The organism is Citrobacter sp. CtB7.12 (genome assembly GCF_001297795.1).
GTDB classification, from domain to species: Bacteria; Pseudomonadota; Gammaproteobacteria; order Enterobacterales; family Enterobacteriaceae; genus Citrobacter_A; species Citrobacter_A amalonaticus.
Window position 1 is genome coordinate 1 of sequence record NZ_LIFT01000019.1, and the last position, 16,915, is coordinate 16,915.

Here is a 16,915-nt window from a genome sequence, read left to right on the forward strand (position 1 = left end):
TTTTCATCAGACAATCTGTGTGGGCACTACAAAGGCAGGTTCTTTAAGGTAAGGAGGTGATCCAACCGCAGGTTCCCCTACGGTTACCTTGTTACGACTTCACCCCAGTCATGAATCACAAAGTGGTAAGCGCCCTCCCGAAGGTTAAGCTACCTACTTCTTTTGCAACCCACTCCCATGGTGTGACGGGCGGTGTGTACAAGGCCCGGGAACGTATTCACCGTGGCATTCTGATCCACGATTACTAGCGATTCCGACTTCATGGAGTCGAGTTGCAGACTCCAATCCGGACTACGACATACTTTATGAGGTCCGCTTGCTCTCGCGAGGTCGCTTCTCTTTGTATATGCCATTGTAGCACGTGTGTAGCCCTGGTCGTAAGGGCCATGATGACTTGACGTCATCCCCACCTTCCTCCAGTTTATCACTGGCAGTCTCCTTTGAGTTCCCGGCCGGACCGCTGGCAACAAAGGATAAGGGTTGCGCTCGTTGCGGGACTTAACCCAACATTTCACAACACGAGCTGACGACAGCCATGCAGCACCTGTCTCACAGTTCCCGAAGGCACCAAGGCATCTCTGCCAAGTTCTGTGGATGTCAAGACCAGGTAAGGTTCTTCGCGTTGCATCGAATTAAACCACATGCTCCACCGCTTGTGCGGGCCCCCGTCAATTCATTTGAGTTTTAACCTTGCGGCCGTACTCCCCAGGCGGTCTATTTAACGCGTTAGCTCCGGAAGCCACGCCTCAAGGGCACAACCTCCAAATAGACATCGTTTACGGCGTGGACTACCAGGGTATCTAATCCTGTTTGCTCCCCACGCTTTCGCACCTGAGCGTCAGTCTTCGTCCAGGGGGCCGCCTTCGCCACCGGTATTCCTCCAGATCTCTACGCATTTCACCGCTACACCTGGAATTCTACCCCCCTCTACGAGACTCAAGCCTGCCAGTTTCGAATGCAGTTCCCAGGTTGAGCCCGGGGATTTCACATCCGACTTGACAGACCGCCTGCGTGCGCTTTACGCCCAGTAATTCCGATTAACGCTTGCACCCTCCGTATTACCGCGGCTGCTGGCACGGAGTTAGCCGGTGCTTCTTCTGCGGGTAACGTCAATGGCTAAGGTTATTAACCTTAACCCCTTCCTCCCCGCTGAAAGTACTTTACAACCCGAAGGCCTTCTTCATACACGCGGCATGGCTGCATCAGGCTTGCGCCCATTGTGCAATATTCCCCACTGCTGCCTCCCGTAGGAGTCTGGACCGTGTCTCAGTTCCAGTGTGGCTGGTCATCCTCTCAGACCAGCTAGGGATCGTCGCCTTGGTGAGCCGTTACCTCACCAACAAGCTAATCCCATCTGGGCACATCCGATGGCAAGAGGCCCGAAGGTCCCCCTCTTTGGTCTTGCGACATTATGCGGTATTAGCTACCGTTTCCAGTAGTTATCCCCCTCCATCGGGCAGTTTCCCAGACATTACTCACCCGTCCGCCACTCGTCAGCAAAGCAGCAAGCTGCTTCCTGTTACCGTTCGACTTGCATGTGTTAGGCCTGCCGCCAGCGTTCAATCTGAGCCATGATCAAACTCTTCAATTTAAGTTTGATGCTCTTAGAATTAAACGTCGTAATGAATTACGTGTTCACTCTTTGAGACTTGGTATTCATTTTTCGTCTTGCGACGTTAAGAATCCATGTCACTCTGAGTGCCCACACAGATTGTCTGATAAATTGTTAAAGAGCAGTGCCGCTTCGCTTTTTCTCAGCGGCGCGGGGTGTGCATAATACGCTTTCCCGCTTCAGAGTCAAGCATTTATTTCGCTTTTCTCTGTCGGTGTTCATCACTGGTTTTCACCGGAGAACCCTGCTGACCCGGCGGCTTGCGTGCCGTTGTTCCGTGTCAGTGGAGGCGCATTATAGGGAGTTATTTCGGGCTGACAAGGGGAAATTTAAAATAATTTTCCGAGTGTTCTTTTTTTCACCAAAACCGGTATTAACGTGCCATAAAATAAGCGTTTTGCTGTTTTTGCAGCCGCAATCACACTTCCTGGTGGCATACTAATGAGTAAGAAAAAGATAAAGGACAAAGAGTCATGCCTTTAAGCGCACAACAGTTGGCTGCACAGAAAAACCTTTCCTATGTCCTGGCTGAGAAGCTGGCGCAGCAGATCCTCAAAGGTGCATATGCCCCTGGTGCCATTCTTCCTGGCGAAATTGAGCTTGGCGAACAGTTTGGTGTGAGTCGGACCGCCGTTCGGGAAGCAGTTAAAACATTAACGGCCAAAGGGATGGTGCTCCCGCGCCCTCGCATTGGCACCCGAGTGATGCCACAGGCAAACTGGAATTTCCTCGATCAGGAATTACTCACCTGGTGGATGACTGAAGAGAATTTTCAGCAAGTTATTGAACACTTTCTGGTGATGCGTATTAGCCTGGAGCCTCAGGCGTGCTCGCTGGCGGCAACAATCGGTACCGCAGAACAAAAAGCGCATCTAAATACATTAATGGAAGAGATGGTGGCGTTGAAAAAGAACTTTAAGCGCGAGCGCTGGATTGAAGTGGACATGGCCTGGCATGAACACATTTATGAAATGAGCGCGAACCCGTTCTTAACCTCTTTTGCCTCGTTGTTTCATTCTGTCTACCATACCTATTTTAATTCAATTACTTACAACACCGTTGTGAAGCTGGATTTGCATCAGGCGATTGTCGATGCCATTGCACAAAGCGACGGTGACGGTGCGTTTAAGGCCTGTCAGGCGCTACTGTTCGCCCCAAATGAACGTCCAGAAAATAACCAGGATTGTGCATGACCAACAAAAAAGCACGCAGTATGGCCGGATTGCCGTGGATAGCGGCAATGGCTTTCTTCATGCAGGCACTGGACGCCACTATTCTAAATACCGCTTTACCCGCCATTGCCCAGAGTCTCAATCGCTCCCCACTGGCAATGCAGTCCGCAATTATCAGTTATACCCTGACGGTAGCCATGCTAATTCCGGTGAGCGGATGGCTGGCCGATCGCTTTGGTACCCGACGCGTATTCATGATCGCTGTGAGCTTGTTCACGCTCGGCTCACTAGCCTGTGCGCTTTCAAGTACGTTACCGGAGTTGGTTATCTTTCGCGTGATTCAGGGGATTGGTGGCGCAATGATGATGCCCGTTGCTCGCCTGGCATTATTAAGAGCTTACCCACGCAGTGAACTGCTGCCGGTGCTGAATTTTGTGACGATGCCTGGACTGGTCGGCCCCATTCTGGGTCCCGTACTGGGAGGCGTTCTGGTCACCTGGGCCAGTTGGCACTGGATTTTCCTGATCAATATTCCGATAGGAATCGCCGGTATTTTATATGCGCGCAAATATATGCCGAACTTCACCACCCCTCGGCGCAAATTTGATATGACTGGCTTCTTTCTTTTCGGCCTGAGTCTGGTGCTCTTTTCCAGCGGGATGGAGTTATTTGGCGAGAAAATTGTCGCCACCTGGATAGCACTGACCATTATTCTGCTGAGTATTGTGTTACTGCTGGCTTATATTCGTCATGCGCGACGCCATCCCACCCCGCTTATTTCGTTGTCACTATTTAAGACGCGCACTTTCTCCGTCGGCATTTCCGGTAACCTGGCAACCCGTCTGGGAACAGGATGTGTGCCGTTCCTGATGCCATTGATGCTACAGGTAGGATTTGGCTTTCCGGCGCTGATTGCCGGTTGCATGATGGCGCCCACCGCGCTGGGTTCAATACTGGCGAAGTCGATGGTGACGCAGGTACTGCGCCGTCTGGGTTATCGAACCACCCTGGTGGGCATTACGGTCTTTATCGGATTGATGATTGCGCAGTTTTCTCTGCAATCTCCCGCCATGCCCGTCTGGATGTTGATTCTGCCGTTATTCATTCTCGGGATGGCGATGTCGACGCAATTCACCGCAATGAACACCATTACGCTGGCCGATCTGACCGATGATAACGCCAGCAGTGGCAACAGCGTACTGGCCGTTACGCAACAACTGTCCATCAGTTTAGGGGTAGCGATAAGCGCGGCGGTGTTACGCATTTATGAAGGGATGGAAGGAACCAATACGGTCGAACAGTTCCACTACACCTTTATAACGATGGGTGCGATTACGATCGTGTCAGCCCTGATGTTCATGTTGCTGAGAGCCAAAGATGGCCGCAACCTGATCAAAGAGCGACACAAACCTACACGGAACCCCGCGCCATCAAAACAGGAGTAAGTTGCAAACGCTGCTGTTGTAGGGCGGGTTGCGCCATCCGATGAATCAGAACATCGATGGCCAGCTCACCCAGTTCATCTTTCGGCTGATGAATCGTGGTAAGCGGCGGCGTCATGTAACGCGCCAGTTCGATGTCATCGTAGCCAATCACCGCCATGTCCTGCGGAATTCGCAATCCGGCCTGGTACAACGCCTGATAGGCGCCGACGGCCATGGCATCATTGCCGGTAAACACAGCGTGGGGCCGATGTTGATGCGAAAGCAGTTTCTGCATGGCCTCAAACCCACCGCCAAATTCAAAATCACCGGTAATTTCGTAACCGTCCGGGATATCCAGCCCGGCACGCTTCATCGCTGCGCGATACCCTTCCAGACGCAATCGCGCCGGGGTTTTATCCAATGGCCCGGTAATGCAGGCGATACGGGTAAAGCCTTTATCAATCAAATGCTGTGTAGCCAGGTCGCCGCCAAGCAACGAGTTATCCTGAATAAGATCGCTATCCCCATCGCCATCAAAAGGCGACCAGTCCATCATAACAGTAGGGATAGAAGGATAGCGCTGCATGATCTCACGCGATGGCTGGTGTGTTTCGGTACAGAGCAACAATAAACCATCCACCCGCTTTTGCATCAGGGTTTCCAGATTACGGTTCATGCGCTGCTCATCGCCTTCAGTATTGCATAACACCAGGCTATAGCCGCGTTCAAAACAGCTGCGCTCAACGCCACGCACCAGTTCGGAATAAAAGGGGTTGGTACTCGCTGTAATCAGCATGCCGATGGTGCGCGTCTGATTCAGCTTCAGGCTGCGCGCCAGCGCAGAAGGGGCGTAATTTAATGACTTGATCGCCGCATCGACTTTTTGAGTTATCGCTTCACTGACAAAGCGATCCTTATTAATGACATGCGAAACGGTTGAAGTGGAAACGCCCGCCAGGCGGGCAACATCCTTCATGGTAGCCAAGCGTTACCTCTGCTGACCTAAAAACGCCTCAATTTCTTCACGCCACGGCACGGAAGGCTGTGCTCCTTTACGGGTCACCGCAATTGCCGCAGCGGCATGCGCAAAGCGGATTGCGTCAGACAACGGTTTTTCTTCCAGCAGAGCGGTGATCAGCGCGCCGTTGAAGGTATCGCCCGCAGCGATAGTATCGACAGCGTCAACTTTAAATCCAGGTATCCGACTGCCTTCGCCATTCACACTGGCCCAGACACCCCGGCTTCCTAATGTAATCAATACGGTACGAATGCCTTTTGCATGCAGTGCCTGGGATGCTTTCGCTGCGTCAGCATCAGTTTCGACACGGATCCCCGTCAGCTTTTCCGCTTCGGTTTCGTTGGGGGTGATGATATCCACCAGCGCCAGCAGTTCGTCGGATAACTCACGCGCCGGAGCCGGGTTCAGCGCCACAATCGTATTGTTTTGCTTTGCGATCTTCGCGGCCGTCAACACGCTTTCTATCGGCGACTCCAGTTGCATCAACAATGCAGATGCCTGAGCAATGCGCTCACGCTGCGCCTCAACGAATGCAGGGGAAAGCGCCGCATTAGCGCCAGCATGAATACCAATAACGTTTTCACCGTCGCCGTTCACAAAAATCAGCGCCACGCCGGTGGACTCACCGCTAATGACACTGATCGAATCGACGTCAATGTTGTCACTGACAAGCTGTTTACGGATGTTACTTCCGATATCGTCATCGCCCGTACAGGCAATGAACGCAATATTAGCCCCACTGCGACCCGCAGCCACCGCCTGATTCGCCCCTTTACCGCCAAAAGCCACCTGATAGTGATTTCCGGTGACGGTTTCGCCTGGCGTAGGGAATGTTTCAAGGTTCAGGATATGGTCGGCATTAATGCTGCCTAGAACGACAAGACTGCCTGCGGTTTTCATGTTCGGGGTGTCCATCTGAGATCGCCACCGGTATTACCCGGTGGCGTATGCCACACTTTTCTTTATATTTAGTCCCTCAGGCGACACGCGGTCGCCTGAATCGCCAGTTACTGCTTGATGACCAGCTTCAGGTCAACTGGATATTTGGCCTGAACTTTCTCGCCTTTCAGCACCTTATCCGCTGTCTCAACGCCTTTCGCGCCGATCTGGTCCGGTAACTGTGCGATAGTCGCAGCCAGTTTGCCATCATTTACCGCTTTTTCGCCATCAGGCGTACCGTCAAATCCGACCACCATCACATCAGATTTACCTGCGGTTTGCAGAGCACGCAGCGCACCCAGCGCCATTTCATCGTTCTGTGCAAAAACAGCCTGCACGTCCGGATGCGCAGTCAGTAGGTTCTGCATAACGTTCAGACCCTTAGTGCGGTCGAAATCTGCCGGCTGACTGGCCAGAACGTTAAATTTGTGTGCCGCAACGGCCTGCTGGAAACCTTCACCACGCTCACGCGCCGCGGAAGTCCCGGCAATACCTTGCAGTTCAATGACTTTTGCGCCTTCACCGGCTTTTTTGGCGATGTAATCACCGGCTATTTTCCCGCCCAGCACGTTATCAGATGCGATATGGCTGACGACGTCACCTTTAGTTGCCTGGCGGTCAAGGGTAATCACCGGGATATTCGCCTGGTTCGCCATCTTCACTGCGTTACCCACCGCGTCGGAATCCGTCGGGTTGATCAGCAGAATTTTAGTACCACGTACGGTTAAATCCTGAACGTTCGCCAACTCTTTCGCCGGGTTGTTCTGAGAATCCAGTACCACCAGGTTGTAACCCAGCTTGTCAGCCTCTTTCTGCGCCCCGTCTTTCAGCGAGACAAAGAACGGGTTATTAAGCGTGGAGACCACCAGCGCAATGGTATCTTTCGCCATTGCATTCGCGCTCACGGTGGCGCTTAGCGCAACAGCAGAAACCAGGGTAGCCAGTTTTTTCATGTTCATATTTAAGATGTCCTGTAGTCGTTGTTACTGCTTTTTGTTGTCTACCAGTACCGCCAGCAAAATCACCACCGCTTTGACGATCATCTGGTAATAGGAGGAAACACCTAACAAATTCAAACCATTATTGAGGAAACCCAGAATTAATGCGCCGATCAAGGTCCCAACAATACGACCTTTGCCGCCCGCCAGACTGGTCCCACCCAGCACAACGGCTGCGATGGCATCCAGCTCATAGCCCGTACCGGCAGTCGGCTGGGCAGAGGAGAGGCGCGCCACTTCAATGATGCCCGCCAGCGATGCCAGCAGCCCACACAGTGAATAGACGATAATCTTGATTTTACTGACGCTAATGCCAGACAGACGCGTTGCCGCTTCGTTACCACCCAGCGCATAGATATAGCGACCCAGACGAGTGTGGTGCAACATGTACCATGCCGCCAGGAAAACAATACCCATGATCCAGACCGGCGTTGGAACCCCCAGCGGACGACCGATACCGAACCAGCCAAACAGATCGGCATTATCGGTAAAGCCCGTATTAACCGGACTCCCGTTGGTGTACACCATTGTCACGCCGCGCAGCAGTAGCATCATGACCAGCGTGGCGATAAACGCCTGCACGCGGCCTTTCGCCACAATCACACCTGTGACTGCGCCAACAGCGGCACCTAATGCCAGGGCAGCAGCAACGGCCACCAGCGCGTTAACTTCAATCCCTACAATTGAAGCCGCCACCGCGCCGGTGAGCGCCAGCAAGGAACCGACAGACAGATCGATACCCGATGTCAGGATCACCAGCGTCATCCCCACCGCCATAATGGCGTTCACGGATGTCTGTTGAAGAATGTTGAACAGGTTATTGACGGTAAAAAAGTTAGGGCTCAACGTCGAGACAATCGCGATCAGCACCAGCAGGGCGATGAGCGACTTCTGCTCCATCAACCACGCTTTGGTGAAATAACGGCGACCAGAAACAGCCTGGGTAGTCATCTTTTTTACTCCTGATTCACGCGATTAAGCTTGCCTACAGCGGCAGCCATCAGAACTTCCTGGGTGGCCTGCTCGCGAGTGAATTCACCGCCGAGATGCCCTTCATGCATGACGATAATGCGATCGCTCATGCCTAATACTTCTGGCATCTCAGAGGAGACCAGAATGATGCTCAGGCCGTCGGCCTTAAACTGGTTAATTAACTGATAAATTTCTTTCTTGGCCCCCACGTCCACGCCGCGGGTAGGCTCATCAAGAATCAGCACCTTCGGACGGGTCATCAACCCACGGGCAATCGCCACTTTCTGCTGGTTGCCACCGGACAGCAGACCGATAGCCTGTTCCATCGACGGCGTCTTCACGTTGAACAGGCGGATAAAATCGCTTACCGCCTGTTGCTCATCCTTATGCTTCAGACTGCCGCCGCTGCGACTGAAATAGCGCAGCGCGGTCAGCGACATATTCTCTTTTACCGACATACCGAGCACTAAACCGTCGCGCTTGCGGTCTTCAGAAATATAGACGATACCGTTCGCCAGTCCGTCCTGCGGAGAACGAGTGATCACTTCATGCCCGTCGAGCGTGACATAACCACTGGTGCGTGGCAGCGCGCCATACAGAACCTTCATCAGTTCGGTACGCCCGGCTCCCATCAGGCCCGAGATCCCTAATATTTCACCTTTACGCAGAGTAAAAGAGACATCGTTCACACCGGGTCCGCACAGGTTATCGACCTTCAGACGGATGTCGCCAGGCGCTTTATCCAGGCGCGGATACTGCTCTTCGAGCTTACGTCCCACCATCATCTCTATCAGGGAGTCTTCGGTCAGCGAGGCCACTTCACGTTCGGCAATAAACTGCCCGTCGCGGAAAACGGTCACGTCATCGCAAATCTCGAAGATCTCTTTCATGCGGTGAGAAATATAGACAATACCGCGCCCCTGCGACTTCAGTTCGCGGATCACGCGGAACAGGGATTCGGTTTCGGTATCGGTGAGCGCATCCGTTGGCTCATCCATAATGATGACTTTCGACTCAAAGCTCAGCACTTTGGCGATCTCGACCATCTGCTGGTCGCCAATCGACAATTCACCAACCTGGCGGTCGCTCTTAAAGCGCAGATTGAGTTTAGCTAACAGGAGATCCGCTTCGGCATACATTTTCTTCCAGTCAATCTTGCCAACGCGGTTAACGAATTCGCGGCCGAGGAAAATATTTTCCGCAATGGTGAGTTGCGGGATCAGGTTAAGTTCCTGATGGATGATGCCGATACCGGCTTCCTGGGACGATTTAGGGCCATTAAAGGTGGTTTCTTTACCCAGCCACAACAGCGAACCCGCATCACGGGTATAGATACCGGTCAGCACTTTCATCATGGTGGATTTGCCGGCACCATTTTCCCCCACCAGCGCCATCACGCGGCCGGGATAAACATTGAGTGCGGCGCCGGATAGCGCTTTCACGCCAGGGAACGCTTTATCGATCCCTTTGAGTTGCAGTAATGCGTCCATGACAGCCTCAGAAAGTGACGCCAGCACAGAGAATGATATTCGCATACGGGGAACACTCCCCGCTGCGAATTACCGCCTGACTGTCTGCGGTTTGTTTTTTAAATTGTTCATGCGTGGTGTAACGAATTTCTATGGAATTTCCCTGGTGTTGTTGCAGTTGCTCGATATGGCTGAGCAACGTTTCGTGGAGCTGCGGATTATGTTGTTTAATTTCCGTCGCGAGAATGGCCGACTCAACCTGCATTTCACGGGTCACCACATCCAGTACCTGCATAAAAGAAGGTACGCCCTGGGTTAATGCCATATCAATACGCGTAGTTCTGTTCGGGATGGGTAAACCTGCATCACACACCACCAGCGTATCGGTATGCCCCAGACGGGAGATCACCGATGAAATCTCTGAATTGAGTACAGTGCCTTTCTTCATTTTCTTACTCCACTAGCGAAACGTTTCGCTGGTATTGAGTGTAGTCTGAGAAGTGAGCAAATAACCATCATTACGTAACAGATTTGTGATCAGCGTCGAAACGTTTCGCTAAGTGAAATGGAAAGAGAGACAAAGCAGAGCTGGACGGGAAGAAAAATGCCGGGCAAGCGTTGCGCTGCCCGGCTGGATGAGCACGTTAAATCTCGACCTGTGTCCCCAGTTCAATCACGCGGTTAGGCGGGATCTCAAACTGGTCAGGCGCGCGCAGCGCGTTACGCTGGAGAAGCAGATACAGCTTGCCACGCAGACGCAAATACCAGGGGCGTTTGCCGACGATTAACGACTCGTGCGACATAAAGAACGACGTTTCCATCATCCGGCAGCTCAACCCTTCCAGACCGCAGCGATGGAAGACTTCTTCAACATTCGGCGTTTCACGCCAGCCGTAACTGGCAACGACGCGCCAGAAGGTTGGCGACAGCTGTTCAATCTGCACACGACGGACGTTATGCACGTACGGCGCATCTTCAGTCCGCAGCGTCAGCAGGATCACTCGCTCATGCAATACCTTGTTGTGCTTGAGATTGTGCATCAGAGCAAAGGGGATCACATTCAGCGCGCGAGACATATATACCGCAGTTCCCGGTACGCGTACCGGCGGGGATTTCTCCAGCGAGGCAATCATCGCTTCCAGAGAATTACCGTGCTCGTGCATACGACGCAGCAGGCGGAAACGTTCGCTCTTCCAGGTGGTCATGATGGTGAACATCACCAGACCCAGCGATAACGGTAACCAACCACCAGACAGCAGTTTGTCGAGGTTTGCCGAGAACAACGGAATATCAATACACAGGAACGCGACGAGAATCAGCGCCACGAAATACTTATTCCAGTGCCAGTTTTTACGCGCCACGGTGGTTGAGAGAATCGAGGTCAGCACCATCGTGCCGGTCACGGCAATCCCGTACGCCGCCGCCAGGTTACTGGAGTGTTCGAAGCTGACAATCACAATGACCACTGCGATATAAAGCATCCAGTTGACGAACGGAATGTAGATCTGCCCGGACTCCATTTCTGACGTATGAATGATACGCATGGGCGACAGATATCCCAGGCGAACCGCCTGACGCGTCAGCGAGAAGACGCCTGAAATCACCGCCTGAGAGGCGATCACCGTCGCCAGCGCCGCAATGATCAGCAGCGGAATCAACGCCCAGTCCGGCGCCAACAAGAAGAACGGGTTTTTAATCGCTTCCGGATGCTTTAACAGCAGCGCGCCCTGACCAAAGTAGTTGAGCACCAGCGAAGGCAGTACCACGGTGAACCACGCCAGGCGGATGGGGAACTTACCAAAGTGCCCCATATCGGCATACAGCGCTTCGACACCGGTAATCGACAGAACCACCGCGCCAAGCGCAACAAAGGAGACGGTTTTATATTCCAGAAAGAAATGCACCGCCCACATCGGGTTCAACGCCTGCAGCACTTCGGGGTTGGCAATAATGCTGCGCAGGCCAAGCACGGCCAGAATCAAAAACCAGGCCAGCATGATAGGCGCAAATAACTTCCCCACCATCCCGGTACCGTGCTTCTGAATCATAAACAGCAGCGTCAGGACGATTATCGACAGCGGGACAATCCAGGTATCCAGCTGCGGCGCAACGATCTCCAGACCCTCAATGGCCGACATCACCGAGATGGCCGGGGTGATCACCACCTCACCATAAAAGAAGCTGCCGCCGATTAAGCCCATGATGACCAGCATAGAGGTCGTTCGCGCGGAGGTATTACGCCCCGCCAGCGACATCAGCGTCAGGATCCCCCCTTCACCAGCGTTATCAGCACGCATGACGAAAGTCAGATACTTAATCGAAACAACAAAGATGAGTAGCCAGAAAATCAGCGACAAAAAACCAAAAACGGCATCACGTTCAACGCCAAAACCAAACTGACCGGACAAACATTCACGAAGTGTATAAAGTGGGCTGGTACCAATATCACCGTAGACAACCCCAATGGCTGCGAGGGTAATCGCAGACAATGATTGCTTATTATCAGTGCTCATAGACTAGTCTTTCATATATAAAGAAATGTGTGCGTAGTCCCTTGGCCCACAAAAAGCGCACAGTATGCACGATTCCAAGCAAAATCGTACCCCTAAATGAGACCAGATTAACCTGGCTCAAAGAAAAATAAACAGCCTCCCGAACAAGTTCAGCCTGTGAACCGAAACGTCTATACTCGCTGTTAACGCAGTACATTTATGAAAGGACGCCACTCTATTATGGCTCACCCACATTTATTAGCGGAAAGAATTTCCCGCCTGAGCAGCGCGCTGGAAAAAGGTCTCTATGAGCGCAGTCACGCCATTCGGCTTTGCCTGCTGGCCGCCCTGAGCGGCGAAAGCGTTTTCTTACTTGGCCCTCCAGGGATCGCCAAAAGCCTGATTGCCCGTCGGCTGAAATTTGCCTTCCAGAATGCGCGGGCGTTTGAATATCTGATGACGCGTTTTTCCACGCCGGAAGAGGTTTTTGGCCCACTCTCTATTCAGGCACTTAAAGATGAAGGTCGTTACGAACGCTTAACCGCCGGTTATCTTCCCGAAGCGGAAATCGTCTTTCTCGATGAAATCTGGAAAGCGGGTCCGGCAATCCTCAATACCCTGCTGACTGCGATTAACGAACGTCACTTTCGCAACGGCGCGCACGAAGAAAAAATCCCTATGCGTCTGCTGGTGGCCGCCTCCAACGAACTACCGGAAGCAGACAGCAGTCTGGAAGCGCTGTACGACCGTATGCTGATCCGTCTGTGGCTGGACAAAGTGCAGGACAAAGCTAACTTTCGCTCCTTGCTGGTAAGCCAACAGGACGAAAGCGAAAACCCGGTTCCCGCCTCACTACAGGTGAGCGATGAAGAGTATTACCGCTGGCAGAAAGACATTGGCGCAATTACGCTGCCCGATCATGTTTTTGAGCTGATTTTTACGCTGCGCCAGCAGTTGGATAATCTGCCGAATGCGCCTTACGTCTCAGACCGTCGCTGGAAAAAAGCGATTCGTCTGTTACAGGCCAGCGCCTTCTTTAGCGGGCGTGACGCCGTTGCCCCTATCGATCTCATTCTGCTAAAGGACTGCCTGTGGTACGACGCCCAGAGCCTGAACCTGATGCAGCAACAGCTCGAAATATTGATGACCGGACACGCCTGGCAACAGCAAACCATGCTGACGCGCCTCGGCGGTATCGTCCAGCAACGCATTCAGTTACAGCAGCAACAAAGCGATAAAACCGCGTTTACCGTGCTGCGTCAGGGTGGCATGTTCAGCCGTCGTCCGCATTACGATTTGCCCGCCGAGGTCACTGCGACAACTCTAACGCTACTTCTGCAAAAACCCTTGAAATTGCATGATATGGAAGTGATCCACATCGCTTTTGATCGCAGCGCGCTGGAGCAATGGCTGGCGAAAGGGGGCGAGATCCGCGGTAAACTCAACGGGATCGGGTTTGCTCAGACGCTGAATATGGAAGTCGATAGCGCCCAGCATCTGGTTGTGCGCGATGTGAGTCTACAGGGCACGCGCCTGGCGCTTCCTGGTTCTTCGGAAGAAGCCATGCCCGGCGAAATCAAGCAGCAGCTGGAGGCGCTGGAAAACGACTGGCGCCAGCAGCATACCCGCTTTAGCGAACAGCAAAAGTGCCTGTTTATTCATAGCGACTGGTTAGGTTGTATTGAGGCCAGCCTTCAGGATGTCGGTGAGCAGATCCGTCAGGCGCAACAATGCTGACACTGGATACACTCAATGTCATGTTAGCCGTCAGTGAAGAGGGGATGATCGAAGAGATGATCCTCGCGCTGCTGGCCTCGCCACAGCTGGCGGTCTTTTTTGAAAAATTTCCCCGTCTGAAAGCGGCAATCACGGACGATCTACCGCGCTGGCGCGAAGCGCTTCGTCGGCGGCTTAAAGATGCACGCGTACCGCCAGAGCTGACGGAAGAGGTGATGTGCTACCAGCAGAGCCAGCTTCTCTCTACCGCGCAGTTCATCGTCCAGCTTCCGCAAATATTGACGCTATTACACCGGCTGCACTCGCCGTATGCCGAACAGGCGCAGCAACTGGTGGACAGCAACACGATATTCACCCCCGCTCTGCATACGCTCTTTTTACAGCGTTGGCGCTTAAGTCTGGTGGTGCAGACCACGACACTGAATCAGCAATTGCTTGAAGAAGAGCGTGAGCAGTTACTGAGTGAAGTTCAGGAACGAATGACCCTGAGCGGGCAACTGGATCCGGTTCTGGCAGAAAACGAAACCGCCGCAGGCCGCCTGTGGGATATGAGCGCCGGTCAGCTCAGACGCGGTGATTATCAGTTGATCGTGAAGTATGGTGATTTTCTGCGCGAACAGCCGGAGTTGATGCGACTGGCAGAGCAACTGGGGCGTTCCAGAGAAGCCAAATCCGTTCCGCGAAAAGATGCGCCGATGGAGACCTTTCGCACGCTGGTGCGCGAGCCCGCCACGGTGCCTGAGCAGGTTGATGGTATTCAGCAAAGTGACGATATTCTGCGTCTGTTGCCACCGGAACTGGCCACGCTCGGCATAACAGAACTGGAATATGAGTTCTACCGGCGGCTGGTGGAAAAACAACTGCTCACTTATCGTCTGCACGGTGAAGCCTGGCGCGAGAAGGTCACTGAACGACCGGTGATTCATCAGGATTTCGATGAACAGCCGCGCGGGCCGTTCATTGTGTGCGTTGACACCTCCGGCTCAATGGGGGGCTTTAATAAACAGTGCGCAAAGGCCTTTTGCCTGGCCCTGATGCGCATTGCCCTTGCCGATAACCGTCGTTGCTTCATCATGCTGTTTTCCACCGAAGTGGTGCGCTATGAGCTTTCCGGCCAACAAGGCATTGAGCAGGCTATCCGCTTTCTGAGCCAACGCTTTCGCGGCGGTACGGATATCGCCAGCTGTTTTCGCGCCATTATTGAACGCATGCAGGGACGAGAGTGGTTTGATGCCGATGCGGTGGTGATTTCAGATTTTATCGCCCAGCGGTTGCCTGACGAAGTGGTGAGTAAAGTCGGAGAGCTGCAGCGGGTTCATCAACATCGCTTTCACGCGGTGGCGATGTCAGCACATGGCAAACCCGGCATCATGCGCATTTTCGATCATATCTGGCGCTTTGATACCGGGATGCGAAGCCGCCTGCTCAGACGCTGGCGGCGATAAGATTACAGCAGCGAAGCTACGCTTTCACGGACCTGTGCAGGCCATACGCCGCACTGAACCTGACCAATGTGCGGCAGTTGCAGCAGCAGCATGGTTAAGCGCGACTGACCAATGCCGCCGCCAATAGTCTGCGGCATTTCACCGCGCAGCAGCGCCTGGTGCCATTCCAGACTCAGACGATCTTCATCACCGGTAAGCTTAAGCTGATGTTTCAGCGCGTCGGCATCGACACGGATGCCCATGGAAGAGAGTTCAAACGCATCTTCCAGCACCGGGTTCCAGACCAGAATATCGCCGTTCAGACCGGCATACCCCAACTCGGATGCGGAACTCCAGTCATCATAGTCCGGCGCACGAACGTCATGGCGGTGGCCATCGCTGAGCTTACCGCCGATCCCCACCAGGAAGACCGCGCCTAACGCTTTGGCGATCGCACGTTCACGACCTTTTGCATCAAGACCCGGATAACGGCTCAGTAATTCCTGGCTGTGAACAAAGTGGATCTGCTCTGGCAGGAACGGTGCCAGACCAAATTCTTTGCTTACCGCTGCTTCGGTCGCTTTAATTCCCGCCCAGATAGCCTCTACCGTGCTTTTCAGAGTGGAGAACTGACGCTCACCGTCGCCCATCACGCGTTCCCAGTCCCACTGATCGACATACACTGAGTGGAGCGGGGAGAGACGATCTTCATCCGGGCGCAGGGCTTTCATGTGCGTGTAGAGCCCTTCGCCAGCGCTGAAGTCGTGTTGTCCCAGTGTTTGACGCTTCCACTTCGCCAGCGAATGAACCACTTCGAACTGGGCATCTGGCAGCGCTTTCACTTTCACCTGCACCGCTTTTTCACAGCCCGACAAGTTATCCTGCGTGCCATCCCCTACACGGCTGAGGATCGGTGCCTGGATTTCAATCAGACCCAGACGCTCCTCCAGTTGACGAGAGAAGTGAGATTTCACGAAGCTAATTTGGCGTTGTTTGGCAATGTAAGCGGTTTTCATTTTTTTACTCCTGCGTCCTGTTGCCTATGATTAAGCAACAAAATGGGGGCAATATTCAATAATCAACAAACAAAAAGCCGTATTCAATTTTGATTCATTAAAATTAACCGCTAAAATAGAGTGAATCATTAATACACATAAGAAAAAGCGATGGAAAATTATCAGATCGACAATCTGGACCGCGGCATTCTTGATGCCTTAATGGAAAATGCCCGTACCGCCTACGCCGAACTGGCAAAACAGTTTGGCGTCAGTCCGGGGACCATTCACGTGCGTGTGGAGAAAATGAAACAGGCGGGGATCATCACCGGTGCGCGCATTGACGTCAGCCCGAAGCAACTCGGTTATGACGTCGGCTGCTTTATCGGCATCATTCTCAAAAGCGCCAAAGACTATCCTTCGGCGTTGGCCAGACTGGAAAGCCTGGATGAAGTCACTGAGGCGTACTACACCACCGGCCACTACAGCATCTTTATTAAGGTCATGTGCCGGTCGATCGATGCGCTCCAGCATGTACTTATCAACAAGATCCAAACAATTGATGAAATTCAGTCCACCGAGACACTGATCGTCCTGCAAAACCCGATTATGCGTACCATCAAGCCGTGATCGCCTTTTTTAATCCCACATTTTTCCACAGGT

Annotated in this window: 13 protein-coding genes and 1 rRNA gene; 5 read left to right on the forward strand and 9 right to left on the reverse strand. The window is 53.0% G+C overall.

Annotated elements, in window-relative coordinates:
• Positions 1-49: 49 nt before the first annotated feature.
• Positions 50-1,591 (reverse strand): 16S ribosomal RNA (locus AOY24_RS18595).
• A 494-nt stretch (positions 1,592-2,085) separates the two neighbouring features.
• Here AOY24_RS18595 and AOY24_RS18600 point away from each other — a divergent pair.
• Positions 2,086-2,805, forward strand: a complete 720-nt coding sequence (locus AOY24_RS18600; protein ID WP_042998769.1) for a FadR/GntR family transcriptional regulator — start codon at positions 2,086-2,088, stop codon at positions 2,803-2,805.
• Positions 2,802-4,229 (forward strand): multidrug transporter subunit MdtD, encoded by a 1,428-nt coding sequence (gene mdtD, locus AOY24_RS18605; protein ID WP_044268176.1) that lies wholly within the window; start codon positions 2,802-2,804, stop codon positions 4,227-4,229. Before AOY24_RS18600 ends, mdtD begins: the two co-directional genes overlap by 4 nt.
• On the opposite strand, the gene rbsR is transcribed toward mdtD, so the two are convergent.
• From rbsR to kup, 7 genes are all read right to left on the reverse strand, one after another.
• Complete coding sequence (rbsR, locus tag AOY24_RS18610; protein ID WP_080721904.1) at positions 4,195-5,193, reverse strand: ribose operon transcriptional repressor RbsR; 999 nt, start codon at positions 5,191-5,193, stop codon at positions 4,195-4,197. The genes mdtD and rbsR overlap by 35 nt on opposite strands.
• A 3-nt stretch (positions 5,194-5,196) precedes the next feature.
• A complete protein-coding gene (gene rbsK / locus AOY24_RS18615; protein WP_044256214.1) occupies positions 5,197-6,126 on the reverse strand; it encodes a ribokinase in 930 nt (309 codons plus the stop codon).
• Positions 6,127-6,233: 107 nt separating this feature from the next.
• A complete protein-coding gene (gene rbsB, locus AOY24_RS18620) occupies positions 6,234-7,124 on the reverse strand; it encodes a ribose ABC transporter substrate-binding protein RbsB (RefSeq protein WP_042998766.1) in 891 nt (296 codons plus the stop codon).
• Between the two features lie 24 nt (positions 7,125-7,148).
• Positions 7,149-8,114 carry a ribose ABC transporter permease gene (rbsC, locus tag AOY24_RS18625; protein WP_042998765.1) on the reverse strand — a complete coding sequence of 322 codons (966 nt, stop codon included), beginning with the start codon at positions 8,112-8,114 and terminating at the stop codon, positions 7,149-7,151.
• A 5-nt stretch (positions 8,115-8,119) separates the two neighbouring features.
• Positions 8,120-9,625, reverse strand: coding sequence for a ribose ABC transporter ATP-binding protein RbsA (rbsA, locus tag AOY24_RS18630; RefSeq protein ID WP_054177145.1), 1,506 nt, complete (start codon positions 9,623-9,625; stop codon positions 8,120-8,122).
• 7 nt (positions 9,626-9,632) lie between these two features.
• Positions 9,633-10,052 carry a D-ribose pyranase gene (rbsD, locus tag AOY24_RS18635; RefSeq protein WP_054177146.1) on the reverse strand — a complete coding sequence of 140 codons (420 nt, stop codon included), beginning with the start codon at positions 10,050-10,052 and terminating at the stop codon, positions 9,633-9,635.
• A gap of 196 nt (positions 10,053-10,248) precedes the next feature.
• Positions 10,249-12,117, reverse strand: coding sequence for a low affinity potassium transporter Kup (kup, locus tag AOY24_RS18640; RefSeq protein WP_042998762.1), 1,869 nt, complete (start codon positions 12,115-12,117; stop codon positions 10,249-10,251).
• 219 nt (positions 12,118-12,336) lie between these two features.
• Here kup and ravA point away from each other — a divergent pair, with 219 nt between their 5' ends.
• Positions 12,337-13,833 (forward strand): ATPase RavA, encoded by a 1,497-nt coding sequence (ravA, locus tag AOY24_RS18645; protein WP_054177147.1) that lies wholly within the window; start codon positions 12,337-12,339, stop codon positions 13,831-13,833.
• Positions 13,827-15,278: an ATPase RavA stimulator ViaA gene (gene viaA, locus AOY24_RS18650; RefSeq protein WP_054177148.1), complete on the forward strand. Its 1,452-nt coding sequence runs from the start codon at positions 13,827-13,829 to the stop codon at positions 15,276-15,278. The genes ravA and viaA overlap by 7 nt, the downstream gene beginning before the upstream one ends.
• Positions 15,279-15,280: 2 nt before the next feature.
• On the opposite strand, the gene asnA is transcribed toward viaA, so the two are convergent.
• Positions 15,281-16,273: an aspartate--ammonia ligase gene (gene asnA / locus AOY24_RS18655; RefSeq protein ID WP_054177149.1), complete on the reverse strand. Its 993-nt coding sequence runs from the start codon at positions 16,271-16,273 to the stop codon at positions 15,281-15,283.
• Positions 16,274-16,423: 150 nt separating this feature from the next.
• Here asnA and asnC point away from each other — a divergent pair, with 150 nt between their 5' ends.
• Positions 16,424-16,882 carry a transcriptional regulator AsnC gene (gene asnC, locus AOY24_RS18660; protein ID WP_042323573.1) on the forward strand — a complete coding sequence of 153 codons (459 nt, stop codon included), beginning with the start codon at positions 16,424-16,426 and terminating at the stop codon, positions 16,880-16,882.
• Positions 16,883-16,915 lie beyond the last annotated feature (33 nt).